The organism is Arthrobacter sp. ov407, assembly GCF_900102895.1.
In the GTDB taxonomy this organism is placed as follows: Bacteria; Actinomycetota; Actinomycetes; order Actinomycetales; family Micrococcaceae; genus Arthrobacter.
Map to the genome: position 1 here is coordinate 21176 of NZ_FNGD01000011.1, position 25096 is coordinate 46271.

The following is a 25096-nucleotide window of genomic DNA, read 5'->3' on the forward strand; positions in this document are numbered from 1 at the left end:
ATCAGGCTCCTTCGGTAGTCGTCTGGGTGGTCGGTGCGGGCGGGGTGAGCTGGACGAGCGAGCTTTTGGCCGCGGCGCTTTCTTCCACGGCCGTGAGGATCCGCTGGACGGCCAAGCCGTCCTCGAACGACGGCGAGGGCTGGGTTCCATTGCCCACCGCCACGAGGAAGTCGCGGATCTCGTGCGTGAACGTGTGTTCCCAGCCGATCACGTGGCCTTGCGGCCACCAGGCTTCAAGATACGGGTGCTCGGGTTCGTTGACGAGGATCCGGCGGAAGCCCTGTTCGCGGACGGGCAGCGTGGCGTCCAAGAAGCCGAGCACGTTCAGGTTCTCCAGATCAAACAGCAGTGCGCCCTTGTCGCCGTAGATCTCCAGCTTGAGCGAGTTCTTCTGGCCGGTGGCCACCCGGGAGACCTCCACCGAGGCGATGGCCCCGGACGCGAGGGTCAGCGTGGCCCACGCGGCGTCGTCAACCGTCACCTGTTCCGGACCATTGGGGCCGGGCCGGCTGGGCGTGAAGGTGTGCAGCCGGCCGGCGACTTCAGTGACCTGCTCGCCCAGGAGGAACAGCACCTGGTCAATCGCATGGCTGGCGATGTCGCCCAGCGCCCCCGAGCCCGCGGTTTCCTTGTTTAGCCGCCAGGTCATGGGCGAGTCCGGGTCCACGAGCCAGTCCTGCAGGTAGGCCGCGCGGACGTGCCGGACGGTGCCGAGCCGGCCCTCCGCGATCAGCTCCCGGGCCAGAGCCAGGGCCGGGACCCGGCGGTAGTTGAAGCCGATCATGGACTGCACCCCGTTGTCCTGGGCGCTCCGGGCCGCCGCCGCCATGGCCTCGGCCTCGGCCAGAGTGTTGGCCAGCGGCTTTTCGACGAGGACGTGCTTGCCGGCGGCCAGCGCGGCGATGGCGATTTCCGCGTGCATGAACCCCGGCGCACAGATATCGACGATCTGGACGTCATCGCGGGCGATCACCTCGCGCCAGTCCGTGGCGGACTCGGCCCAGCCGTACTTCGCGGCCGCCTCGGCGACCCCCTCCGGGTCGCGTCCGACGAGGACGCGCCGTTCGAACGCCGGGACGTCGAAGTAGCTGGCAACATTGCGCCAGGCATTCGAGTGGGCCTTGCCCATGAACGCGTACCCGATCATGGCCACCCCCAGAGGGGGAGGGCCGGGGGTGGTTTCGTGGGGGTTCATAGCTGGTTCCTAGAGTGTGGAAGCGGTGGGGTCCCAGTCCTCGGGCAGGGCCGGTACCCGGGCGGCGGAGCTTGCGACGTCCACGAAGGCGCGGGTGTCGATCGACTCGGAGATGGAGGCCATGGTGTCGAGGATGTGAAACGCCAGCTCGCCCTGGGCCCGGTGCGGCCGGCCCGCGCGCATGGCACGGGCCATTTCGAGCACGCCGGCGCCGCGGCTGGCGGTGGAGCCGACGGACGGGACGACGGTCCAGTCCTCGGAGCCCAGCGCGCAGATCCGGATGTCGCCGTCGAAGTTGTTCGGGTCCGGCAGCGCGATCGTGGCGTCGGAGCCGGTGATCTCCACGAAGCCGGCGCGCTGGAACGGTGAGTCGAAGCTGAAGATGCTCTGGCCGGATTCGCCGCCTTCGAACTCCAGGATGGAGCTGACGTGCGTCGGGACGGTGACGGAGCATTCCTCGCCTGCCTTCGGCCCGGAACCGATCACACGAGTTTCGCGGGACTTGGAGCCGAAAGCTGCCACCCGGCGGACGCTGCCGAAGGTCTGGACGAGGGTGGTGAGATAGTACGGGCCGATGTCGAACAGCGGTCCGGCGCCGTCCTGGAACAGGAACGCGGGGTTCGGGTGCCAGGATTCCGGGCCGGGGGACTGCATCAGGGTCAGCGCGGTCAGCGGCGTGCCGATGTCACCGCGTTCGATCATCCGGCGGGCAGTCTGCAGCCCGGCGCCGAGGAAGGTGTCCGGGGCGCAGCCGAGCCGGACTCCGACGGCGTCGGCTGCCTTGAGCAGCCCGCGGCCGCTTTCGCGGTCCAGGGAGAAGGGCTTCTCGCTCCAGACGTGCTTGCCGGCGTGGACGGCCCGGGTGGCCACCTCGACGTGGGCTGCGGGGATGGTCAGGTTGATGACGATCTCGACGTCGGGATTGCCAAGTACGGCGTCGACGCCGCCGTGGTTTTCAATCCCGTATTCAGCGGCGCGGGTGGCGGCTGCCTCCTCGAAGAGGTCTCCGATGGCGACGACCCTGACGTCCGGGAAGCTCGTGAGGTTGTCCAGGTACTGCTTGCTGATGACGCCGGCGCCGATGATGCCGACGCCGACGGGGCCCGATCCGAGCGGGCCGAAGGCGGATCCTGCGGCGTGGCTCATGCGGAGACTCTCCCGGCGCTGAGGTAGTTGTAGCTGTCCCGGACGGCGTCGAACATGTCGCCCTGGAAGTCGTCGAGTTCGACCACGCCGGCCTCAAGCGAACCTGCCGCGTCCAGCACGTCCCAGATGGGCATCTTGCCGTCACCCACGGCGAGCTGGTTGGAGGGGTCCGAGGTGACCGGGCCGTCCTTGATGTGGATGAACTTCACCCGGTCACCCAGCCGGGCGAGGAGGTCGGCAGGATTCTGGCCGCCGACGGCCGCCCAATACGTGTCCAGTTCGAGGACGACCTCGGGGTCCAGGTGGTCGGCGAGGTGCTCCAGGGCGGTCTTGCCGTCAATCACGGACTGAACTTCCCACCAGTGGTTGTGGTAGCCGACGCGGACGCCGTAGCCGGCTCCCTTGGCCGCTGCGGCGTTGAGCTGCGCGGCGGTTTCCTTGATGTCCTCGATGGTGTTCCAGCGCTCGGTCGGCACGTGCGGATCGATGACGGTGCCGATGCCCAACTGCTGGGCGGCGGTGAATATGGCGTCCTGGTCGTCGCTGAGCAGGGGAGCGTGGCCGGACGGTGCGGTGAGGTTGTTTTCGGCCATGGCCTCCTTGAGTTCAGCGGCTTTGGCGACGAAACGGTAAGGCTCAACCATGGTGAAGCCGATGTCAGCCAGGCGCTGGATGGTTCCAGCGAGATCCTCTTCCAGGGCCTTGCGGACCGTGTACAGCTGGATCGAGTATGGCACTGTCTCTCCTCGTCGTTGGGGATGAGCCGCAGCCGCCGCGCCTGATGCCGTACGAGGAATTGTTCGCAGGTTCATGCAGGCCCGATGATCTGGCTCACAGCCAAAACTAGAGATACTTTTGCCGAGCGTCAAGCAAAAGTTGGAAACTACGTGTCGATCTTTCCCGGCGTGACATGCAGAAGATCTTCGTGCTATCACTTACTCATGAGTACGCCCGCCGGTACCGAGTCCGCAGCCTTAGAGGCCGGCGGCAGCCTGTCCCGAGCCGGCGATCTTTTCCAACTCCTGCGTGACGGCAAGGCCAGGACCCGCGCGGAACTGGCCCTGACCACCGGGCTGGCCCGCTCCACCGTCGCTTCCCGCATCGACGCGCTGATGGTCTCGGGGCTCGTTGGCCCCGCGGGGGAGGCGAGCTCCAGCGGCGGCAGGCCGCCGTCGCGCTATGCCTTCAACCCGGCCGCCCGCGTAGTCCTGGCGGTGGATGTCGGGGCCACGCACGTGATCATCGCCGTCACGGACCTCGGCGGGAAGGTGCTCGCCGAGCGCCGGCTGGCGCAGGATGTTGCAGACGGCCCGGTGGTTGTCCTGGACGGTGTGATCGATGAAGGGCTGCGGCTGCTCGGCGAGGCCGGCCGGGGCGCCGCGGATCTGGCCGGCGCCGGGATCGGGCTTCCGGGGCCGGTGGAACACGCCACCGGCATGCCGGTGAAGCCGCCGATCATGCCCGGCTGGGACGGGTTCGACGTCGTCCGTCACGTCCAGCGGTCCCTTCCGGTTCCGGTCCTGGTGGACAACGACGTGAACATCATGGCGCTGGGCGAGCGCACGGCGCACTGGCCCGAGGACGACAACTTCCTGTTCATCAAGGTGGCCACCGGCATCGGGGCGGGCATCATCAGCAGCGGCCAGCTCCAGCGCGGCGCCAACGGAACCGCCGGCGACCTCGGACACGTCCGGGTTCCGCGCGGCGATGACGTGCTGTGCCGTTGCGGCAACTACGGGTGCCTCGAAGCCCTGGCCTCCGGACCCGCCGTCGCCAAGGCGCTGACACAGCGGGGCCTGCCGGCGCACGATGGCGGCGATGTGCTGCGCCTCGTCGCGGCGGGGAACCTGCAGGCCATCCAAGCGTTGCGGCAGGCCGGCAGGGACCTCGGCGACGTCCTCTCCACAGTCGTGAACCTGCTGAACCCCTCGGTGATTGTGATCGGCGGAAGCCTCGGCCAGGCCGGGGAGCACCTCATGGCCGGAGTCCGCGAGGTGGTGTACCGGCGCTCGCTGCCCCTGGCCACGACGCACCTGCGGATCGGCCTGTCCCGGGCCGGGGACCAGGCCGCCATCCTCGGAGCCAGCCAGATGGTCACGCAGCACGTGCTCTCACCCGCCGTCATTGAGGCGACCCTGCAGGCCACGGGCTAGGGTGTCCCGGGAAGCGGTGCGCCCGGAAGCGTCACATACCGCAGGTGCGGCAGGGGCCCGTGATAGCAATGGGACTGATGAAAGCATATTTCTGCCCGCCCGCCGGGCAACGGTCCACCCCATGAGCGGCGGGACTCGGGCGCCGCGCGGCTGGCTCCTCATGCTCGCGATCGGGCTGATCGCGCTGAACATGCGCGGGCCGCTGGTGGCCGTGGCCCCGGTGATCGCGCAGCTGGAGGACGATCTCGGCTTCACCCCGGTGGAATTGGGATTCCTGACCGGGATCCCGGTGCTGTGCTTTGCCCTGGCCGCGCCGCTGGCCTCGCTGGCCGGGCGCAAGCTGGGTCCCGAGTTCGCCATCACCCTGACCCTGCTCGGCGTGCTCTTCGGCGTCGTGGTCCGCTCGGCAGGCGGGGGCGCCCTGGTCATGCTCGGCACCGTGATCCTCGGCGTCGCCATCACGATCGGCAACATCGTGGTCCCGCTGATCATCCGGCGGGACTTCACCCCCGCACGGCAGGGCGCGGCGATGGGCACGTACACCGCGGCGCTGAATATCGGCTCGTTCCTGACCTCGATGGTGTCGGCGCCGCTGGCTGAGCTGCTGGGCTGGCGGCCCGCGATCGCCGCGAGCGGCCTCTTCGCGGTGGCTGCCGGCGCGGTCTGGGTGATCGCGGTCGGCCGGCGGGCCTTCATTCCTGCCGCCGTCCCCGCCTCGGACCCGCGGCGGCCGGCCGGCAAGCTCACGTCCCGGTGGATCACGGCAGCCTTGACGCTCGGGTTCGCCGGGCAGGCGTTCTCCTACTACGGGGTGACCGCCTGGCTGCCGAGCCTGCTGGCGGACGAACTCGGCATGGCGCCCGCAGCCGCCGGGGCGGGGTCCTCGCTCTTCCAGATCCTGGCCATCGTGGGCGGACTGGGCGTGCCGCTGGCGGCCCGTTTCGCCAGCACGACGGCGGTGGGCCTCACCCTGGGACTGCTGTGGCTCACGGTACCCCTGGGTCTGCTGCTCGCACCCGAGCTGTGGTGGCTCTGGTGTTCCTTCGGAGGGGTGGCCCAGGGCGGCGGCATCACCCTGATCTTCCTCGCCATTATCCGGCTGGCACGGGACCAGGCCTCGGCGGCCCGGATGTCCGCCGTCGTCCAGGGCACGGGCTACTCCTTCGGGGCCGTGGCGCCGACCCTGCTGGGCTACGTCCACGGGGTCACCGGTGCCTGGACCGGACCGCTGCTGATGATCCTGTGCTCCGTGACCGCGTTCATCGTGGGCACCGCACTGTCCCTGCGCCGGGTGCCGAAGCCGCACTAGGCTCTGCTCAAGGCGCGGATTTCGTTCCCGCTGTGCCGGCGCCGAGACCACGCTGCCGAGACCACAGCTAAGGCCCATGCTCGCGAAGAACATGGGCCTTAGCTGTCAGCTCGACGCCGTTGTCGCCTCTGACGGGGTGTTCCGTCGCTGGGCTGCCACCCGGATTTCGGGCTGCCTGTTGCGAAGGGCGGGCTGCCCAGCGGACGGAATTCTGGGGTTACGCCGGGATGAGGGCGGCCTTCGCGCGGCCGGGGCCGGCGCCGTCGCGCGCTTCATGCAGGAAGCGGTCGTAGGCCGGCAGCGTCAGGAACGCTGGGAACTCGCTGCTGAGGGTGACTTCCTCGAAGATGTCGCGCGCGTCGGCGAAACGGTCCCCCTCGAAGCGCTCCAGCTTGGCGAATTCCTCGTCCAGCATGTCCTCCACCGACTCGCGGGTGATGACGTCGCCCTGGTCCGTGATGGCCCGAGAGAAGATCCACTGCCACAGCTGCGAGCGGGAGATCTCCGCGGTGGCGGCGTCCTCCATCAGGTTGTGGATGGCCACCGCGCCGTTGCCGCGCAGCCAGGACTCGATGTAGCGGATCCCCACTTCGATGTTGTTCCGGATGCCCTGTTCGGTGATGGTTCCGGTGGTCGCGGAGATGTCCAGGAGGGCGCGGTCGTCCGGGGTGACGTCCTCGCGGAGGCGTTCGAGCTGGTTCGGGCGGTCGCCGAGAACGCCGTCGAACACCTCGCGGCAGACCGGCACCAGGTCCGGGTGGGCCACCCACGAGCCGTCGAAGCCGTCGCCGGCCTCACGGGTCTTGTCCGCGCGGACCTTCTCGAAGGCGATCGCGTTGGCATCCTGGTCCTTGCGGTTGGGGACTGCCGCGGCCATGCCGCCGATCGCCATGGCGCCGCGCTTGTGGCAGGCGCGGACGAGCTGTTCGGTGTAGGCCCGCATGAACGGCTGGGTCATGGTGACCTGGCCGCGGTCCGGCAGCACGAAGCGGGGGCCGCGGGTGCGGAAGTTCTTGATCAGGGAGAAGATGTAGTCCCAGCGGCCGGCGTTCAGGCCCGCCGCGTGGTCCCGCAGTTCGTAGAGGATCTCCTCCATCTCGAACGCGGCGGTGATGGTCTCGATCAGCACCGTGGCGCGGATGGTGCCCTGCGGGATGCCCAGCAGGTCCTGGGCCAGGATGAAGATATCGTTCCACAGCCGGGCCTCGAGATGGGTCTCGATCTTGGGCAGGTAGAAGTACGGGCCCTTGCCCTGGGCGATCAGGCGGCGGGCGTTGTGGAAGAAGTACAGTCCGAAGTCCACGATCCCGCCGGCAACCGGCGTGCCGTCGATGAGCATGTGCTTTTCCGGCAGGTGCCAGCCGCGGGGGCGGACCACAATCGTGGGCAGGTCCTCGGCGGCGCGGAGCTTGTACTCCTTGCCCTCGGGCGAAGTGAAGTCGATCCGGCGTTCCAGCGCATCCGTGAGGTTTAGCTGACCCTGGATCACGTTGCGCCAGGACGGGGTGGAGGAGTCCTCCATGTCCGCGAGCCACACCTTGGCGCCGGAGTTCAGCGCGTTGATGGTCATCTTCTTATCCACCGGCCCGGTGATCTCCACGCGGCGGTCCTCCAGCCCCGGCGCCGGGGGAGCGACGCGCCAGTTCGGGTCGTTGCGGACGGCCTCGGTCTCGCGCAGGAACCGCGGGTCCTGGCCTTTGGAGATCTGGTGGCGGCGTTCCTGCCGCGCCTGCAGCAGCTCCTGCCGGCGCCCGGCCGTGGCCCGGTGCAGCTTGGCCACAAACGCCAAAGCGTCCGGGGTAAGAACCTCGCTCTGCCGGCAAATCGGCTGCGCGGTCAGCGTGATCCCGTTGATGGTGAAGTTGTCAGTGAAGCTGTTCATTTCAAATCTCTCCTAAACGAAGAAGGAAGTTCGACGGCGGGTGGTGACGTGCGCTGGTGAGGTGAATACGAGGCCGAAGGTGCCGGTGTTGCGGCAGCCTGCGTAAAAGGGGCCCTGTGTCCGGACCTGTCCTCGCTCAGCGAGGTCGGGCCCGGACACGGGGAATAGCAGGCAGAGCAATGCCGGACCGAAGGCCGGACGCGAGCCGCGCCGGCAGACGCAAGCGCCGCCGTCGGGAAGTTAGTGGAACTGGCCTTCTTCGGTGGATCCCACCAGGGCCAGAGTGGATGCGTTCGGGTTGAGCGCGGTAGCGATGTCGTCGAAGTAGCCGGTGCCGACTTCGCGCTGGTGCTTGGTGGCGGTGTAGCCGCGGGACTCGGAGGCGAATTCCTTCTCCTGCAGCTCGACGTAAGCGCTCATGCCTTCCCGGGCGTAGCCGTGGGCGAGGTCGAACATCGAGTAGTTCAGGGCGTGGAAGCCGGCCAGGGTAATGAACTGGAAGGTGAAGCCCATGGCGCCGAGTTCGCGCTGGAACTTCGCGATCGTGGCGTCGTCGAGGTGCTTGCGCCAGTTGAACGACGGCGAGCAGTTGTAGGAAAGCATCTGGTCCGGGAACTCGGCCTTGACGGACTCGGCGAACTTGCGGGCCAGCTCCAGGTCCGGGGTGCCGGTCTCCATCCAGATGAGGTCGGAGTACGGGGCGTAGGCCTTGGCGCGGGCGATGCAGGGTTCGATCCCGTTGCGGACCTTATAGAAGCCTTCAGCGGTGCGGACCGGCTGTCCGCCCTCGCGGAGGATGAATTCCTGGTCACGCTCGTCGACGTCGGAGGTGATCAGGGTGGCGGCCTCGGCGTCGGTGCGGGCGATGATGACCGACGGCGTGCCGGCGACGTCGGCGGCGAGGCGGGCGGCGTTCAGCGTCCGGACGTGCTGCTGGGTGGGGATCAGGACCTTGCCGCCGAGGTGGCCGCACTTCTTTTCCGAGGCGAGCTGGTCCTCCCAGTGCACGCCCGCGGCGCCGGCCTGGATCATCGACTTCATGAGCTCGTAGGCGTTCAGTGGTCCGCCGAAGCCGGCCTCGGCGTCGGCCACGATCGGGACCATCCAGTCCTCGACCGTCTGGATGCCCTCGGAGAACTCGATCTGGTCCGCGCGGAGCAGGGCGTTGTTGATGCGCCGGACCACGGTGGGGACCGAGTTCGCGGGGTAGAGCGACTGGTCCGGATAGGTGTGGCCGGAGTTGTTGGCGTCCGCGGCGACCTGCCAGCCGGAGAGGTAGATGGCGCGGAGCCCGGCCTTGACCTGCTGCACCGCCTGGTTGCCGGTCAGGGCGCCCAGGGCGTTGGTGTACTTGCCTTCCGCGTGCTCCTCGGTGAGCTGCTTCCACAGCTTCTCGGAGCCGCGGCGGGCCAGCGTGCGTTCTTCGGAGACGCGGCCGCGGAGGCGGACGACATCCGTTGCCTTGTAGTCACGGGTCACACCTTCCCAGCGGGGATTGGCGGCCCACTCGAGCTCCAGTGCGGCGGCCTGCTGCTCGGGCGTCTGCTGGGTGGGCTCAAATGCTGCAGTCATCTTTGTCTCCTTGATGGGTCCGGGCCGGCCAGTCTGCGTCACTGCAGATCCTGGCCGGTTGTTCCGGATGGTGATGGGCCCACGGCCGCCGGGGTCCCTCACCGAGCTTGCGAGGTGCGGGGGAGCGGCTGGGGCTTCCGTGAGATCTACTTTTCTTCACTTTCCAGGGGGTTTCTAGGTCAAAGCTCTGGAAAGAAATGCACTTCTTCGCATATTCTCAAGAAATGCACTCAACCAGCTGGAACCGCCAAGCTTCGTCCCCGCCGTCCCCCGCCGCGCCCGAAGTGGACGTCATCAGCATGGGCCGCCGCGTCCGCCACTTGCGCAAGGCCGCCGGGCTCACGCTCGATGACCTGAGCGCCGCCGTCGGGACCGCCCCCAGCCAGCTGAGCCTGATTGAAAACGGTAAGCGCGAGCCCAAGCTCGGCCTGCTCCAGCAGCTCGCCGCGGCCCTCGGGGTAAGCATCGATGAGCTCCTCGGCGCCGAGCCGCCCAACCGCCGCGCGGCGCTGGAAATCGAGCTGGAACGCTACCAGCGCAGCCCCATCTATGAGTCCCTCAACCTGCCGAAAATCCGCATCAGCTCGCGGCTTCCGATGGATGTGCTGGAGTCGATGGTGGGGCTGCAGCATGAGCTCGAGCGCAGGCTGAACGAGCAGGTGGCGACGCCGGAAGAGGCCCGCCGCGCCAACGGCGAGCTGCGGGCCATGATGCGGGAGCGGAACAACTACTTCCCGGAGTATGAGGCCGAGGCGCAGAAGGTCCTGGCCTCGGTGGGCCACACGAGCGGTCCGTTGTCCCACCACGTCATTGCGGACATCGCCGGGCACCTCGGTTTCAGCCTCCACCATGTGGGGGATTTGCCGCATTCCACCCGCTCCGTGACGGATCTTAAGAACCGCAGAATTTACCTCACGCAGAACGCCCGCAGCGATCACGACCCCCGTTCGGTGCTGCTGCAGGCGCTGGGCCACTACGTCCTGGGCCACCAGACGCCCAACAACTACGGCGACTTCCTGATGCAGCGCGTGGCCACGAACTACTTCGCCGCCGCGCTCCTGCTGCCCGAGCAGGCGACGGTGGAGTTCCTGCAGCGGGCCAAGCAGGCCAAGGAAATAGCGGTCGAGGACATCCGGGACGCTTTCGCGGTGTCCTACGAGACGGCCGCGCACCGGTTCACGAACCTGGCCACTCAGCACCTGGACATCCGGACGCACTTCCAGAAGACGCACAAGAGCGGCATCATCTACAAGGCCTACGAGAACGACGGCGTGACGTTCCCGCAGGACCACACCGGCGCCATCGAGGGCCAGTTCTCGTGCCGGAACTGGACGTCCCGGGTGGTGTTCGACGTCCCGGACAAGTTCAGCGCGTACAACCAGTACACCGACACCCCCGCCGGGACCTACTGGTGCACTGCCCGGACGGAACGCTCCGCGAACGGTGAGTTCTCGCTCTCAGTGGGTGTCCCGTATGCGCATGTGAAGTGGTTTCGCGGCCGCGACACAACGGAGCGGTCCAAGTCCACCTGCCCGGACGAAAGCTGCTGCCGCCGCCCGCCGGCGTCGCTGACCGCCGAATGGGCCGGCAACGCCTGGCCCTCGGCCCGGGCCCACTCCCACCTGCTGGCCGCAATGCCGCCGGGTGCATTCCCGGGCGTGGACGAGACCGAGGTGTACACCTTCCTGCAGGCGCACTCCGGCACCTGACCCTCCCTCAGCTTCTGCAGGTTTTCCCCGGACGCTCCCTCAGGTCCTGCGGTTTTGGGGGGCGCTCCCTCAGATCCGGCCCGAAGCTGCCGGGCGCTCCCTCAGATCAGGTGAGGGAGCGTCTCGGTTCCCGTTGCCAAAGGTGAGGGAGCGTTCCCAGGGCGGGGCGGCTGTCAGCAGCGCGGACTATATTGGCCTGTGTCAGCTCATCGATCCACCTCGCGGGAGCGTGCACCCATGGCCAAGGAACTTGCCACCCAGCTCATCGAACAACTCCAGGCTGCCGGCGTGCAGCGGATCTACGGGATCGTGGGGGACAGCCTCAACCCGATCGTCGACGCCGTCCGCAAGACCGGCGGCTCGCAGCAGGGCGGCATCGACTGGATCCATGTCCGGCATGAGGAGGCGGCCGCGTTCGCCGCGGCGGCGGAAGCGCAGCTGACCGGCCGGCTCGCGGTGTGTGCCGGTTCCTGCGGGCCCGGCAACCTGCACCTGATCAACGGGCTATACGACGCCAACCGCTCCGGGGCGCCCGTACTGGCGATTGCCTCGCACATCCCCAGCAAGCAGATCGGCAGCAGATTCTTCCAGGAGACACATCCGGACCGGCTCTTCAACGAATGCTCGGTCTACTCCGAGCTGATCAGCACCGCGGAGCAGGCGCCCCGGGTCATGCACAGCGCCATCCAGCACGCCGTCGGACTCCGGGGCGTCGCCGTCGTGACCCTGCCCGGTGATATCGCCGGCCTGGAGGCCACAGCTCCAACCCCGGCCCCCGCGGCATTCCGGCCAGCGACGCTCACGCCGGACCCCGCCAGCGTGCAGGAACTGGCCGACGCCATCAACGCCGCCGAGAAAGTGGCCATCTTTGCGGGGGCTGGCGTCGAGGGCGCGCACGACGAGGTGGTGGCGCTCGCGGGGCTGATCGCGGCGCCGATCGGCCACTCGCTCCGCGGCAAGGACTTCATGCAGTACAACAACGCCTATGACATCGGCATGACCGGGCTGCTTGGCTACGGTGCCGCGGCCGAGGGCATCGAGGACGCGGACCTGCTGATCCTGCTGGGCACCGATTTCCCGTACGACCAGTTCCTGCCCGGCACCCGTACGGCGCAAGTGGACCGGGCCGCGCACAGACTGGGGCGGCGGACCGACGTCGACGTCGCCGTCCACGGCGACGTGCTCCCCACACTCGCTGCCCTCATGCCGTTGCTCAAGGCCAAGAAGAGCCGGCGTTTCCTTGACTCCATGCTGAAGAAACACGACCGGCTGATGAACAAAGCCGTGGGCGCGTACACCCGGAACGTCGGGACAAAACAGCCGATCCACCCGGAATACGCGGCCTCGCTGCTGGACCAGGTGGCGGCGGAGGACGCGATCTTCACGGCGGACACCGGCATGTGCAACGTCTGGACCGCCCGGTACATCAACCCGCTGGGCACCCGCCGGCTGATCGGCTCCTACCTGCACGGCTCCATGGCCAACGCGCTGCCGCACGCGATCGGCGCCCAACTGGCGTACCCCGGCCGGCAGGTGGTGTCGGTCTCGGGCGACGGCGGCCTGTCCATGCTGCTGGGCGAGCTCATCACGGTCGCCGCCCACCGGCTGCCGGTCAATGTGGTGGTCTTTAACAACTCCACGCTGGGCATGGTGAAACTCGAAATGCTGGTGGACGGGCTTCCCGACTTCGGCGTCGACGTCCCGGACGCCAACTACGCGGACGTGGCCCGGGCCCTGGGCTTCCACGCCGTCCGGGTCACGGACCCGTCCCGCGTCGAGGCCGCCTACCGGGAAGCCTTTGCCCACCCCGGCCCGTCGCTCGTGGAGCTCATCACGGACCCCAAGGCCCTGTCTCTCCCGCCGAAGATCAAGGGGGCGCAGATCCTGGGCTTCGCCACGGCCATGTCCAAGGTGGTCCTCAACCGGGGCGCCGGCGAGGCAGTCAGCATGGCGCGGAGCAACCTGCGGAACATCCCGCGGCGCTGAGCACGGCTGCCGGGACGTAGCGAGTTCGCCGGAGGCTCTCCGGTTCGCCCGAAAATCCCGGCGAAACGGTGCCACTCCGGCGAATTGGACGTCAGGGGCACCGGCGTCGTGCCTCAGGAGAACCACCGGATCGGCGCCCCGGATGGGAACCGCGGAGCCGCCGCCCCGAGACCAAAACGACGGCAAACCGTGACCGTACAGGCATCGTTGTGCCACGCTCTGGCTGGTTGACTGGGAGCGGCGGATTCCGCCTATAGTCGGACGCACCTGTCGGAGGGCAGCCATGAAGTTGAAGGCGACCAGAATCGCTGCGGCGGGAGTCATTGTGGCCCTCACCGCATGTTCGCCCCCGGCCCCCGTGCTCCTGAAGGCCGACGGCGTGGAACGGGTTTCGGTCTACAGCGCCGCGTATGCCGCTGAGCTGAAAGCCTTCCGGGCATCCGCCCTTGAACTCGGCGCGGCGCTGCTGTCCGACGGCGGTAACGGTACCAACGGCAACGTCGTTTCCTCGCCGGGAAGCCTGCTGATTGCCTTGGCGATGCTCCGGGCCGGCGCCACCGGGGACACCGCCGCCGAAATGGACGGGGTGCTGGGACTCCCCGCGGACCGGCGGGACGAAGCCATGAACGCGGTGCTCGCTTCCCTCGAAAAGTTCGACGGCGACCCCGGGGCCGTGGACGAGGAGAACCCGCCGCGTAAACCGGTGATGCACGCGGCGAACGGCCTGTTTGTGGACAAAGCCGTGCCCACGGGCCAGGACTACCTGGCCACCCTTGCCAGGCACTATGGAACCGGCGTGTACCCAGTGAACTTCCCGGACGAGCGCTCCACGAAGCCTGCCATGGATGCCTGGGTGGAGGAGAACACCGGCGGACGGATCAAGGAGGCTCCGGCGAAATACGATCCGGACAACACCTTCAGCCTGCTCAATGCGCTGTACTTTGCGGCCGCCTGGAGTGCGCCGTTTGACCCGAACAACACCTCGGACCTGCCCTTCACCATGGCGGATGGCGAGGAAATCGCCACCCCCGCCATGAACAACGAACTGAAAATGAAATATGCGGAAGGCAAGGGCTGGCGCGGAGTTGATCTGCCGTATGCGGAGGGCTTCGTCATGCGGCTGGTTCTGCCCGACGCCGGTACCGGCCCGCCGGCCACCGCGTTCGACGTCGGGAAGTTGACCGAAATTGCGGCAGCCTTCGACGCGGCGCAGGCGGAATCCGTGCAGATCCAGCTGCCCCGGTGGGATCACAAATGCAGTTTTGACCTGCGCAAGGTGCTTGGATCCCTCGGACTGCACAAAACTCTAAGCACTGCGGAGGACTTTAACAGTATCCAGCCGAAGCTGACTCTCACGCAGGCTGCCCAGGCCGCCAACATCACGGTCGCAGAGAAGGGCACCGTGGCCGCGGCCGTGACCCAGGTCAACGGCGCAGTCACCAGTGCCCGACCCGTCCCGGAGCGCACCATCGATTTCAACCGGCCGTTCCACTACGAGATTGTGCATGTCGAATCCGGGCTGCCCCTGTTCATGGGAACCGTGGCCGATCCCCGCTCATGAGACGCTCCCTCTGATCTTGCACGCAAGAAACGGCTCCCTCTGCGAAACGTGAGGGAGCGTCCGGAGAGTTGCTGCGAAACGTGAGGGAGCGTCTTATCTGACGGGTTAGCGCGGGCCGCCCTGCCACAAGGCATCGAACGGGGCGCCCGAGGCCACCCGGTTCCGGATTCCCGCGGTCACAAAGGCCTTCGCCGTCCGGGCGGCCGCCAGCGGCGTCGCACCCTTGGCGAGCTCGGCCGTCACCGCCGCGGCCAGCGAGCACCCCGCGCCGGACACGGCCACTTCGCCCACCTTCGGGGCGGACAGGACTTCCAGGGTTTCGCCGTCGTAGTAGACGTCGACGGCGTCGGGCCCTTCCAGCCGCACGCCGCCCTTGGCGAGCACCGCGGCGCCGCTGAGCTCATGGATGCGGACCGCGGCGGCCTTGAGGGACTCGACGTCGGTGATTTCCAGCCCGGAGAGCGACTCGGCCTCGAAATGGTTCGGCGTGACAAAGGTGGCCAGCGGCAGGATGTGGGACTTGAGCGCCTGGTCGGTGTCCAGGGCGTGGCCCGGTTCCTGGCCCTTGCAGATCAGCACCGGATCCAGCACCACGTTGGCGAACTGCCCGCCGGCCAGCGCCGCGGCCACGGTCGAAATCGTCGCGGGGCTGCCCAGCATGCCGATCTTGACGGTCTCCAACACGGCCAGTGCGCCGGACGCGGCACCGTAGGCCGCCGTCGTCGCTTCCAGCTGATCCGCGATGACCTGCTGGTCCACCGGGACGAAGCGGTGGTTCCAGTTGTCCTTGGGGTCGAAGGACACGATGCAGGTCAGGTTCGCGATCCCGAAGACGCCAAGTTCCTGGAACGTCTTCAGGTCAGCCTGCGCGCCGGCGCCGCCGGTCGCTTCGGAGCCTGCGATGGTCAGCGCGACGGCGGGGGAGGAGGCGGCGTCGGGAGCGGTATCGGCAACTGCCAGGGCAGCGGAGTCGAATGCGGTAGAAGTCATGGTCCCATCCTGCCATCCCGCCAAAACCACCCGCATTGTGCTGATGAACAAGCATTCCGTGAACAGTATGAACAAAACCTTAGTGTTCCGGATCACGCGCACTAGGGTGGCGGACGGTGTTGCTTACCGGCGGCGCCGGATCCAGGAAGGTTCATTGATGAGCACCCAACTGTCCGAAGCGGCCCAGACCCGGAAAGCCGTCGGCAACATCCTCAAAGGCTCGGCCGGCAACCTTGTCGAATGGTACGACCTCTACGTCTACACCGTCTTCGCGGCCTACTTCCAGGCGCACTTCTTCAACTCCACGGACGAGCTCCAAGCCGGTCTCGAGGCGATGGCCGTCTTCTCGACGTCGTTCCTGATGCGCCCGATCGGTGCCTGGTTCTTCGGCCGGTACGCCGACCGCAAGGGCCGCAAGGCCGCGCTGACGCTGAGTGTGACCATGATGTCCGCGGGCTCCTTCGCCATCGCCGTGCTGCCCACCCAGGACGTGATCGGCCTGTGGGCCCTGATCCTGCTGGTCCTGATCCGCGTGATCCAGGGCTTCTCCGTGGGCGGTGAGTACGGCACCAGCGCCACGTACATGTCCGAGGCAGCCACCTCCAAGCGCCGCGGCTTCTTCTCCAGCTTCCAGTACGTCACGCTGATCGGCGGACAGATGCTGGCCCTGCTGGTCCTCGTGGTCCTGCAGAACGCCATGCCCAAGGCCGACCTGACCGAGTGGGGCTGGCGCATCCCGTTCGCGATTGGCGGCGTGGCCGCCCTGGTGGTGCTGTGGCTGCGGCGCTCCATGGAGGAGACCGTCTCCGCCGAACAGATCGAGGCCGCAAAATCCCCGGCCGTGGCGGGCCAGGCGCAGCCCGGAACCATGAAGCTGCTGTTCACCAGCTACTGGAAGCCGCTCATGATCTGCATCGGCATCACCCTTGGCGGCACGGTGGCGTTCTACACGTACACCAACTTCATCCTGAAGTTCATGAACGATACCTCCGGCATCGCCAAGACCGACACCTCCGTCATCAACTTCTGGGCACTGTTCATCTTCATGCTCCTCCAGCCGGTCTACGGCATCATCTCGGACAAGGTGGGCCGCAAGCCGCTGCTGCTGTGGTTCGGCATCACCGGCGTCCTGTTCACCTGGCCGCTCCTGTCCGCCCTCGCCGGTACCAAGGATCCGTTGACCGCGTTCCTGCTCATGATGGGCGGCCTGCTGATCGTGGGCGGCTACACCTCCATCAACGCCTTGGTGAAGGCCGAATTGTTCCCCGCGTCCATCCGCGCCCTCGGCGTCGGCCTGGGCTACGCGATCGCCAACTCGCTCTTCGGCGGCACCGTCCCGCTCATCGGTGCGGCACTGCAGAAGGCCGGCCAGGAAGAACTGTTCTTCACCTACGTCACCGTGGCGATCGGCATCTCCCTGCTGGTCTACATCTTCGCCCTGAAGAACAAGAAGTCCACGCACCTGGATCACGAACAGGGTCACGCCTGGGCGCCGGCTGCGGTACCGGTGGCGGGCAAGGACGACGGCGCAGGCCAGGGCAAGGAAACGGGCAGGGACGAGGACAGCGACCTCATCGACGCCTCCCGTCGCTAGCGCAGGCCGCCGCGCCGTCCGCTGGAGTAGGCGCCGCGTCGTCCCGCCGCTGGGGCCGGCGCCCGCCGTCTTCGAAATCGCCGGAAGCGCGGCGGCTCGCCGTATATTTCCGGCGACCACGAGCGTTTCCGGCGAACTCGCGGCTACGGGCCTGGCCCAGACCGCCGTGTGCCCAGACTCCCGGGACCAGACCCCTGCCCGCATGGCCGGGTGCGAGAATGGAGGCGGTTCCGGCGGCTCGCGTCACCAGGGCCGTCCAGTGCTAATACAGCCGGCAGCCAAGCGTGTTCCCTTGCGGGCACGGGCCGCCGAGCGAACCACTACGAATGGAATGCCCATGACTTCCGCCAAGACTTTCCCGGCGTCAGCGCCGCCGAGTTTCGCCTCGATTGGTTCCCCGTATTTCGGCATCATGCTCGCCGTCATGGCCGTGGTGTTGATCCTGTCCAACATCGGGGCGTCCAAGGGCGTGGCGATCGGCCCCGTCATCACGGACGGCGGCTTCTTCCTCTTCCCGCTGGCCTACATCCTGGGCGACGTCATCAGCGAGGTCTACGGCTTCAAGGTGGCGCGCAAGGCCATCGTCACCAGCTTTGCCCTGTCCATCTTCGCGTCCCTTTGCTACTGGATCATCATCGCTCTCCCGGGGTTCGGCGACGAGTACGGCGCCTCCAAGCAGGCAGCCCTGGAAGGCGCCCTGGGGCCGGTCCCGCAGATTGTGCTGGCATCGCTGTTGGCCTTCCTCGCCGGCCAGACCATCAACTCCTGGATCCTCGTGAAGATGAAGGCGCGGACCGGGGAAAGGTCCCTGTGGGCACGCATCATGGGCTCCTCCGTGGCAGGCGAATTCGTGGACACTCTGATCTTCTGCAGCATCGCCGCGTCCGTGATCGGAATTACCGACGTCGGGATGTTCGTGAACTACGTCCTCGTGGGCTTCCTCTACAAGACTCTCGTGGAGTTCGCCTTCGTGCCGCTGACCTCGCTCGCCATCGGCTGGGTCAAGAAGCGCGAACCGAGCTACGGGGCCTAGGACCCCCGTCCTCGGCCGCCGCCACCCGAGGAACCCGAGGGACAGGGCGGGTTCGGCCGCCGCCACCCGAGGGACAGGACGGGTTCGGCCGCCCCCACCCAAGTCGCCGGAAACCGGCGGGGTGGCCGTAAGTTTCCGGCGTCGCCGCGGGCTTCCGGCGAATTCGACGCTCATGGATGCGGGCGGCCGGCCAGCGCACGAAGCAGGCGGCTCTTGAATTCCTGCTCTCGGAAGAGGTCCTTCCACTCAACGCGGACGAAGCGCCAGCCCTCTTCAGTCAGGGCCTTCTCGCGGCGCCGTTCCTCGAAGAGCACCTCGGCCGTGGGACTGTAGTCGAAGTACTTGATTTTGCCGTCGAACTCGAGGGCTACCTTCTCCTCCTTCCACGCAAAGTCCAGGCGATGACGCCCCTCGCGGCTTGACACTGCAAGCTGTGGCTCTGGAGGCCTGATCCGCAGCCGCAGGATCAGCTCGCGGGTCAGGGTCTCGCCGGGAGATTCGGACCGCGGATCGGCCGAGGCCAGGACGCGGCGGAATGTCCGGATCCCCCGCCGGCCGTCCAGGTCATCAGCCATGGCCTGCAGGGCGGCCGGGTCCGCGCCCAGGCGAAGCGCGTGGTCAGTGAGGATCAACGCCTGCCTGTAGGGCAGCAGCATGGCGCAGTCGGCCGTGGTGCGCTCCAGGGAAGTCGTCCGGAGGCCGTTAACCACGGCGACGTCGTGTTCGGCGAAGGGACGCGTGTGGCAGCGGACGTCCCTGCCGTGGCGCTCGTTCGAGGGGCGCACTTTCTGGAGGACATGGATGGCGTCGTCCACGTCCCACAGGTAGAGGCGGCGGAGGCGCGCCGCGGAAGTGTGGCTGTAGAGGAAGGTGCCTGTCGACGTCGTGCGCGTTCCGTGGGCATGGGCGTAGATGATCTGCCTGCTCCGGACGGCGGGGGACTGGGCCCGCCAAAGGCTGGCGCGGATGTAGCAGCCGTGCCGAAGCCGGACGAGGGTGCCCGAATTCAGCAGCGAGCGGATGGCGCGCGAGCTGTAGCCGAGGTCCAGGAGTTGTTCGGTGCGCCATAGGCTGCCCGTCGGCGGCAGCTCCAAGGGGTTCTGCGTCATGCAACCAGCTTGAACTGCCCAGGGAGCGGGCGGCAGACCGCGCCGTTGCTATGTGGAAAACGCGAGGCCGCACCGCGGATCTTTTGCGACGGCTCTTCTTGGGACGGAGCGCCCATTTCGCCGGAACGCGGTGGAGTCGCCGGAAATTTACGGCGAGTTCGGTGGCTTCCCGCGAATTCGACGGCGGGAGGGCGGGAGGGCGGCGGGGGCGGGCGAAACGGAGGGCGGGGAGGGTCGGCGGGGCGGCAGGGAGTGCGGCGGGCTGTCTCAGCCGGGAACGCGGGCGGTGGTGCCGCGGACGACGAGGGCGGGCTCGATCAGCTTGCGCTGGGGTTCGAGGGTTGGGTCCTGGATCCGTGCCAGCAGGGTGTTTGCGACATCGGACCCGACAACGTCGCTGCGGTTGTCCACGGAGGTCAGGTCCAGGTACCGCGACTTGGCCAGCTGGGAGTTGTCGTAGCCGATCACCGAGAGCTCGGCCGGAACGGACAGGCCGCGGGTCTTGGCTGCGGCCAGGGCACCCAGGGCCATGGCGTCGTTGGCCGCGAACAGGGCGGTCGTGTCGGGGTGGTGGTCCAGCAGCCAGCAGGCGGCGGCGTAGCCATTCTCCTCTGAGGTCCCCTGGGATTCTCCGGCGATCCGGACCTCGACGCCGGCCTCCAGGATGCCGCTGCGGAAACCGTCCCGCCGGTGGGCAGCGGCGCCGCCGGAACCCGAAAGATGTCCGATCCGCGTGTGGCCGAACCCCAGCAGGTGCTCCGCCGCCATGCGGCCGCCGCCGTCGTCGTCGTTCGTAATGAGGTCGGCGCCGGCGGGAACGCCGTTTCGCCACCCGGCGACGACGGCGGGAACCCAGGTCCCGGCCATCATGGACTCGCTTGGCTCGGCGGCGATGACGAGGCCCTCCACGTGCATGGACAGCAGTCCGTCCGTGGCCTCGGTGATGCGGTTCTCGCCCGGGCGGGAATCCGCGAGGGTGACCTGGTAGCCGTGGGGAGACAGCGCCGATTCCATGCCGCGCAGGAGGTCCACGAACCAGAGATTCCGGAAGTCGTCAATGACCAGCCCGATGCTTTTCGTCTGGCTGCTGGCGAGCGTGGTCGCCGCCCGGCTGGGCCGGTAACCCAGCTCCGACATGGCCGCCCGGACAGCCTCCCGCCGCTTCTCGCTGACCTTCGACGGGTTTTGAAGCACGAGCGACACCAGCGACGGGGAGACGCCGGCGCTCTTGGCGACGTCGTAGATCGTCGGGCGGCGGGTTCGAGGGGTATTCAACGACATCTGCAGAGCCTTTCACGTCTCATCCGAGGATAGCCGGTCAACCATTGACAGGACATATGCACATAGCTACGCTTTTGTTCAGCGCCAGTTTTTGTAGCGCTCCAATTTTCTAGCGTCGGGCCGTCGGCCTGGCCGAATTTCAAAGGAGAAATCGATGGCTGACAGTTTGGGAGTTGCCGTAATCGGCGCCGGAATGGCAGGGAAGGCGCACGCAGCCGCTTACCGGACGGCCTCTGCGCTGTACAGCCCGGTTCTTCCTCCGATCCGGCTGGTCTCCATCGGCGATGTGAACGCCGAGTTCGGTTCCCTGGCCGCGAAGCGCTTTGGCTACGAACGCAATGACACGTCGTGGCAGGCGATCGCCGAGGCCGACGACATCGACGTCGTGAGCGTCGTGATCGCGAACTCCCTGCACCGCGAAGTCGTCGAAGGCCTGCTGGCCGCCGGGAAGCACGTGCTGTGCGAGAAGCCGCTGAGCGACTCAATCGAGGACGCCCGCGCCATGGCCGAGGCGGCCCGCAACGCCAGCTCGATCGCCCGCATCGGCTTCACCTTCCGCCGCACGCCGGGCATCGCCTACATCCGCGACCTCATCCGTACCGGCGTCCTGGGCAACGTGCTGCACTTCAGCGGCCGCTACTGGACCGACTACGGGTTCAGCCCGTCGGCGCCGATGAGCTGGCGCTACAAGGGCGGCCCGGGTTCCGGCGCGCTGGCCGACGTCGGCAGCCACCTGACGTACGTCGCCGAGTTCCTCTGCGGCGACATCAAGTCCATCAGCGGCGGGCGCCTCAGCACCGTGATCGACAAGCGCCCGCTGCCGCTCGGCGCCGTCATGGGCCACGACCACGCCGCGGTCAGCGACACCTTCGAGCCGGTCGACAATGACGACTACGCGGTGTTCTCCGCCGAATTCGAGAACGGCGCGGGCGGCTTCGAGGTCTCGCGGGTCGCGGCCGGGCACGCCAACAGCCTCATCTTCGAGGTCTTTTGCGAGAACGGTGCCGCCCGGTTCGACCAGCGCCGCCCCGCGGAGATCGAGCTGTTCCTCAACGACGGCCCGGCCAACGAGAACGGCTACCGCCAGGTCATCCTCGGCCCGGGACACCCCTACATCGCCGGCGGCCTGGCCATGGACGCGCCCAGCGTCGGATTCGGCCAGAACGACGCCTTCGCCTACCAGTCGCGGGCCTTCCTCGAGGAAGTCGCCGGCCTCGGCGAGGCGGACTCCCTGCCCCGCTGCGCCACGTTCGACGAGGGCGTGCGCAACATGGAACTGCTCGGCGCGGTCACCGAATCCGCCCTCAACAACGGAAAGAAAATCACGCTATGAAACTCGGCGTCTACAACGCAATCCTGCACGACCGGCCCCTTCCCGAGGCGCTCAAGGTCATCGCCGGCCTGGGCCTGACCGGCATTGAAATCAACACGGGTGGATTCCTGCCGGCCGTCCACGTCCCCAGCATGGACCAGATCCTGGAGAGCGACGCGGCCCGCGACGACTACCTCGCGATTTTCGAGGGGACCGGTGTCTCGATCGCGGGCCTGAACTGCAACGGCAATCCGCTGCACCCCAAGCGTGAAATCGGCGAGAAGCATGCCGAGGACATCCGCCGCTCCATCCGGCTGGCGCAGCGGCTGGGACAGGACCGCGTGGTCACCATGTCCGGCCTGCCCGGCGGCGAACCCGGGGCCACCACGGTCAACTGGGTCGTCAACGCCTGGAACTCGGCCGCCCTGGACGTGCTCGACTACCAGTGGGGCATCGCGGCCGACTTCTGGCAGGAAACCGACCGCCTCGCAGCCGATCACGGCGTGAAGGTTGCCCTCGAGCTGCACCCGCAGAACATCGTGTTCAATACCGCCGATGTCCACAAGCTCATCGAGCTCACCGGCGCCACGCATGTGGGCGTCGAGCTGGACGCCTCGCACCTGTTCTGGCAGCAGATGGATCCGGTGGCCGTGGTCCGCGAACTTGGCCCGCTGGTCTTCCAGGCGGCCGCGAAGGACGTCCGCGTGAACACGGGGAACGCCGCGCTCTACGGTGTCCTCGACAACAGCTTCCGCCGGCTCTCCCCGGAGGAAAACCGCACCAACCTCGGCGGCGACGAGTGGGCCAATGAGTGGCCCAAGGACTCCGCCTGGGACTTCGTGGCGCTGGGGCGCGGCCACGACACCGCCTACTGGACCGAGTTCCTGCGGGCGCTCTACGAGGTGGACCCCAACATGCTGGTCAACATCGAACACGAGGACGTCTCCCTGGGCCGGATCGAGGGCCTCCAGGTGGCGGCCAAGGTGCTGCGGGACGCCGACGCGGCGCTCACGGCGTCGCTGCACCCGACCGCCTGACGGCCTGACGGACTGGCGGCACGGCAATCCACGAGGTCGCCGGAACGCTGCGGGGTCGCCGGAAACTTCCGGCGATCTGGCACGGTTCCGGCGACCTCGACGGCGGGAATCCCCACGCCGGGCGCGCCGAGCCGCCGACGCCGGGCCGCCCCCTAGGAGTAGTAGTTCCGCAGGGTCTCGGCCTTGAACTCGAAGAAGTTGCCGCCCTCGATGGCGAGCCGGGCGTCGTCGACCATTTTCACGACGAAGCGCTCGTTGTGGATCGAGATCAGGGTGGCCGAGACCATCTCCTTGGCCTTGAACAGGTGATGGATGTAGGCGCGCGAATAGTTCAGGCAGGCGTAGCAGTCGCAGCCTTCCTGCAGCGGGCCGAAGTCGCGCTTGTACTTGGCGCCGGAGAGGTTGTACCGGCCGGTGGGGTGGTAGAACGCCGAGTTGCGGGCCACCCGGGTGGGGGAGACGCAGTCGAAGGTGTCCGCGCCGTTCTCAATGGCGGTGAAGATGTCGTCCGGTTCGGAGATGCCCAGCAGGTGCCGCGGCTTGTTCTCCGGCAGTTCCTCGTTGCACCAGCGCACGATCGTGCCGAGGTTCTCTTTCTCCAGCGCCCCGCCGATGCCGAAGCCGTCGAAGTTCATGGCGCCGAGGTCGCGGCAGGCCTTGCGGCGCAGGTCCTCGTACTGGGCACCCTGGATCACCCCGAACAGGGCCTGGTAGGGCTTGCCGGCGCGCTCGTTCGTGAGCCGGAAGTGCTCTGTGATGCACCGTTCGGCCCAGCGCCGGGTCCGTTCCAGGGACTCCTCCTGGTAACCGCGGGAGTTCTGCAGCGTGGTGAGCTCGTCGAACGCGAACATGATGTCGGCGCCGATCTGGTGCTGGACATTCATGGAGATCTCGGGACTGAAGCGGTGCCGGTCGCCGTTGAGGTGGCTCTTGAACCACACGCCTTCCTCGTCCACGTGGGCCAGGCGTTCCTTGCCGGGGGCGACGGCGTCGTCGGGTCCGGAATTGTCCACCGATTTCATGTCGATGACCTTCTTGAACCCCGAGCCCAGGCTCATCACCTGGAAACCGCCGGAATCGGTGAACGTGGGCCCCCGCCAGTTCATGAACGCACCGAGCCCCCCGGCCTCGTCCAGGATGTCCGCGCCCGGCTGCAGGTACAGGTGGTAGGCGTTGGCCAGCACGGCCTGCGCGCCGAGTTCCGCTACGGATTCCGGCAGCACGGATTTGACCGTGGCCTTGGTGCCGACGGCGATGAACGCCGGGGTCTGGATCTCCCCGTGCGGGGTGGCGATGGTGCCGGTTCGGCCCAGAAACTCACCGCCGTTGGCGGCAATCTGCCCGGCCGACGGCGGGCACGCCTCGCTCAGGCGTTTGCCCACGCGGAAGGAGAACTCGGACTGCCGGGCAGGCGCGGGCGGGACGGAAGCGAGGTCAGGATTGGCTGGCACGGTTCAAGTGTGCCAGCTAACGCAGCCCAAGACTCAGTGGACGGGATCCGATGTGGGGTAGTTCTCAGCGCGCCACTTGTCCCAGTAATTGCGGACCGCGTCCAGCTGGTGGGCCCCGAGGTCGTACGTGGAGACGATCGCGAGGGATCCGCCGTCGGGCCGGACATCCGTGATGGGGGGCTGGTCCGCCACGATCAGCAGGCCGTCCCCGTGCTCGGCGTAATGGTGGACCGTCAGGCCAACCTGATGGTTGCTGCGGAACCACACCTTGCCGGAGAGCTCCTCGCCGGTGGGCAGGGTGAGCGAATACGGGTCCCCGGGCGCCGGGACGTCGCTGAGGCCAAGTTTCTCAATCGCGGACCCGCCGGTGCCGGGCACGGAGAAGAAAAAGGTCCGGCGCTTGCCGTGCGGGTGCCGTTCCAGGGCGAAGCGCAACTGATGGAGGAAGGTCAGCCAGCCCTGGGTGATGTCCTCGTCCCAGGCCGCCCACTCGGAATTGTGGTCGATCGCCGCCCGGGTGACGCTGACTTCCGTGCCCGTGGGGACAGGTTTCAAGGTGAAGACGTCTCCGCCGTCGACCACCAGGGAGGTGTGGTCTGCGCCTTCGACCACATTGGGGCCGAAGTAGATTTCGCTGATTTCGGCCTCTTGGTCATCGGCCACCCAGCCGTGCCATTGGGCGATCTTGGCGGGTTCGCGCAGCATGGTCCAAACTTGCTGCGCGTCGGAATTAATCACAACGCTCAGATTGTTCGTCATGGGGTGAATCTACAACT

General features: G+C 67.5%; 19 protein-coding genes. 9 read left to right on the forward strand and 10 right to left on the reverse strand.

The features are described 5' to 3' along the window. Window position 1: 1 nt before the first annotated feature. Genes BLS42_RS14470 through BLS42_RS14480 form a run of 3 tightly spaced genes read right to left on the reverse strand, consistent with a single transcriptional unit; the run spans window position 2 to window position 3078 of the window. Window positions 2–1195 (reverse strand): Gfo/Idh/MocA family protein, encoded by a 1194-nt coding sequence (locus BLS42_RS14470; protein WP_090582333.1) that lies wholly within the window; start codon window positions 1193–1195, stop codon window positions 2–4. A gap of 9 nt (window positions 1196–1204) precedes the next feature. Beyond that, entirely contained in the window at window positions 1205–2341 is a 1137-nt protein-coding gene (locus BLS42_RS14475) for a Gfo/Idh/MocA family protein (RefSeq protein WP_090582335.1), read from the reverse strand. Beyond that, complete coding sequence (locus BLS42_RS14480; protein WP_090582337.1) at window positions 2338–3078, reverse strand: sugar phosphate isomerase/epimerase family protein; 741 nt, start codon at window positions 3076–3078, stop codon at window positions 2338–2340. The genes BLS42_RS14475 and BLS42_RS14480 overlap by 4 nt, the downstream gene beginning before the upstream one ends. A 204-nt stretch (window positions 3079–3282) precedes the next feature. Here BLS42_RS14480 and BLS42_RS14485 point away from each other — a divergent pair, with 204 nt between their 5' ends. Both BLS42_RS14485 and BLS42_RS14490 read left to right on the forward strand, forming a co-directional pair. Then, a complete protein-coding gene (locus tag BLS42_RS14485) occupies window positions 3283–4494 on the forward strand; it encodes an ROK family transcriptional regulator (protein ID WP_090582340.1) in 1212 nt (403 codons plus the stop codon). Window positions 4495–4615: 121 nt separating this feature from the next. Then, window positions 4616–5803 carry an MFS transporter gene (locus BLS42_RS14490; RefSeq protein WP_090582342.1) on the forward strand — a complete coding sequence of 396 codons (1188 nt, stop codon included), beginning with the start codon at window positions 4616–4618 and terminating at the stop codon, window positions 5801–5803. Window positions 5804–6020: 217 nt separating this feature from the next. Here the strand turns inward: BLS42_RS14490 and aceB are convergent, their stop codons facing one another. Together aceB and aceA are read right to left on the reverse strand one after the other, a co-directional pair. Then, window positions 6021–7685 (reverse strand): malate synthase A, encoded by a 1665-nt coding sequence (gene aceB, locus BLS42_RS14495; RefSeq protein WP_090582344.1) that lies wholly within the window; start codon window positions 7683–7685, stop codon window positions 6021–6023. A gap of 240 nt (window positions 7686–7925) precedes the next feature. Next, window positions 7926–9257 (reverse strand): isocitrate lyase, encoded by a 1332-nt coding sequence (gene aceA / locus BLS42_RS14500; protein ID WP_090582347.1) that lies wholly within the window; start codon window positions 9255–9257, stop codon window positions 7926–7928. 197 nt (window positions 9258–9454) lie between these two features. Between aceA and BLS42_RS14505 the strand changes: the two genes are divergently transcribed. The 3 genes from BLS42_RS14505 to BLS42_RS14515 all read left to right on the forward strand — a co-directional run bounded on the left by BLS42_RS14505 (window position 9455) and on the right by BLS42_RS14515 (window position 14513). After that, the gene (locus BLS42_RS14505) at window positions 9455–10966 is read left to right on the forward strand and encodes a helix-turn-helix transcriptional regulator (RefSeq protein ID WP_090582349.1); all 1512 of its coding nucleotides are present in this window, start codon (window positions 9455–9457) and stop codon (window positions 10964–10966) included. Between the two features lie 237 nt (window positions 10967–11203). Beyond that, a complete protein-coding gene (locus BLS42_RS14510) occupies window positions 11204–12952 on the forward strand; it encodes a pyruvate dehydrogenase (protein ID WP_090582352.1) in 1749 nt (582 codons plus the stop codon). A gap of 283 nt (window positions 12953–13235) precedes the next feature. Further along, the gene (locus BLS42_RS14515) at window positions 13236–14513 is read left to right on the forward strand and encodes a serpin family protein (RefSeq protein WP_090582354.1); all 1278 of its coding nucleotides are present in this window, start codon (window positions 13236–13238) and stop codon (window positions 14511–14513) included. Between the two features lie 105 nt (window positions 14514–14618). Here BLS42_RS14515 and BLS42_RS14520 read toward each other — a convergent pair whose 3' ends face one another. Next, the gene (locus tag BLS42_RS14520) at window positions 14619–15503 is read right to left on the reverse strand and encodes a hydroxymethylpyrimidine/phosphomethylpyrimidine kinase (RefSeq protein WP_090582356.1); all 885 of its coding nucleotides are present in this window, start codon (window positions 15501–15503) and stop codon (window positions 14619–14621) included. A gap of 157 nt (window positions 15504–15660) precedes the next feature. On the opposite strand from BLS42_RS14520, the gene BLS42_RS14525 reads away from it, so the two are divergent. Together BLS42_RS14525 and BLS42_RS14530 are read left to right on the forward strand one after the other, a co-directional pair. After that, entirely contained in the window at window positions 15661–17097 is a 1437-nt protein-coding gene (locus BLS42_RS14525; protein ID WP_090582565.1) for an MFS transporter, read from the forward strand. Between the two features lie 337 nt (window positions 17098–17434). Beyond that, on the forward strand, window positions 17435–18130 hold the full coding sequence (locus BLS42_RS14530) for a queuosine precursor transporter (protein ID WP_090582358.1): 696 nt from the start codon (window positions 17435–17437) through the stop codon (window positions 18128–18130). A 170-nt stretch (window positions 18131–18300) separates the two neighbouring features. Here BLS42_RS14530 and BLS42_RS14535 read toward each other — a convergent pair whose 3' ends face one another. Together BLS42_RS14535 and BLS42_RS14540 are read right to left on the reverse strand one after the other, a co-directional pair. Beyond that, on the reverse strand, window positions 18301–19239 hold the full coding sequence (locus BLS42_RS14535) for a type IV toxin-antitoxin system AbiEi family antitoxin domain-containing protein (RefSeq protein ID WP_090582360.1): 939 nt from the start codon (window positions 19237–19239) through the stop codon (window positions 18301–18303). 267 nt (window positions 19240–19506) lie between these two features. Beyond that, complete coding sequence (locus BLS42_RS14540; RefSeq protein ID WP_090582362.1) at window positions 19507–20520, reverse strand: LacI family DNA-binding transcriptional regulator; 1014 nt, start codon at window positions 20518–20520, stop codon at window positions 19507–19509. A gap of 154 nt (window positions 20521–20674) precedes the next feature. Between BLS42_RS14540 and BLS42_RS14545 the strand changes: the two genes are divergently transcribed. Together BLS42_RS14545 and BLS42_RS14550 are read left to right on the forward strand one after the other, a co-directional pair. Further along, the gene (locus BLS42_RS14545; protein ID WP_090582364.1) at window positions 20675–21853 is read left to right on the forward strand and encodes a Gfo/Idh/MocA family protein; all 1179 of its coding nucleotides are present in this window, start codon (window positions 20675–20677) and stop codon (window positions 21851–21853) included. After that, on the forward strand, window positions 21850–22869 hold the full coding sequence (locus BLS42_RS14550; RefSeq protein ID WP_090582366.1) for a sugar phosphate isomerase/epimerase family protein: 1020 nt from the start codon (window positions 21850–21852) through the stop codon (window positions 22867–22869). Before BLS42_RS14545 ends, BLS42_RS14550 begins: the two co-directional genes overlap by 4 nt. 152 nt (window positions 22870–23021) lie before the next feature. Here the strand turns inward: BLS42_RS14550 and tgt are convergent, their stop codons facing one another. Both tgt and BLS42_RS14560 read right to left on the reverse strand, forming a co-directional pair. Then, the gene (gene tgt, locus BLS42_RS14555; RefSeq protein WP_090582368.1) at window positions 23022–24320 is read right to left on the reverse strand and encodes a tRNA guanosine(34) transglycosylase Tgt; all 1299 of its coding nucleotides are present in this window, start codon (window positions 24318–24320) and stop codon (window positions 23022–23024) included. A 33-nt stretch (window positions 24321–24353) separates the two neighbouring features. Then, window positions 24354–25079 (reverse strand): SRPBCC family protein, encoded by a 726-nt coding sequence (locus tag BLS42_RS14560; RefSeq protein WP_090582370.1) that lies wholly within the window; start codon window positions 25077–25079, stop codon window positions 24354–24356. Window positions 25080–25096 lie beyond the last annotated feature (17 nt).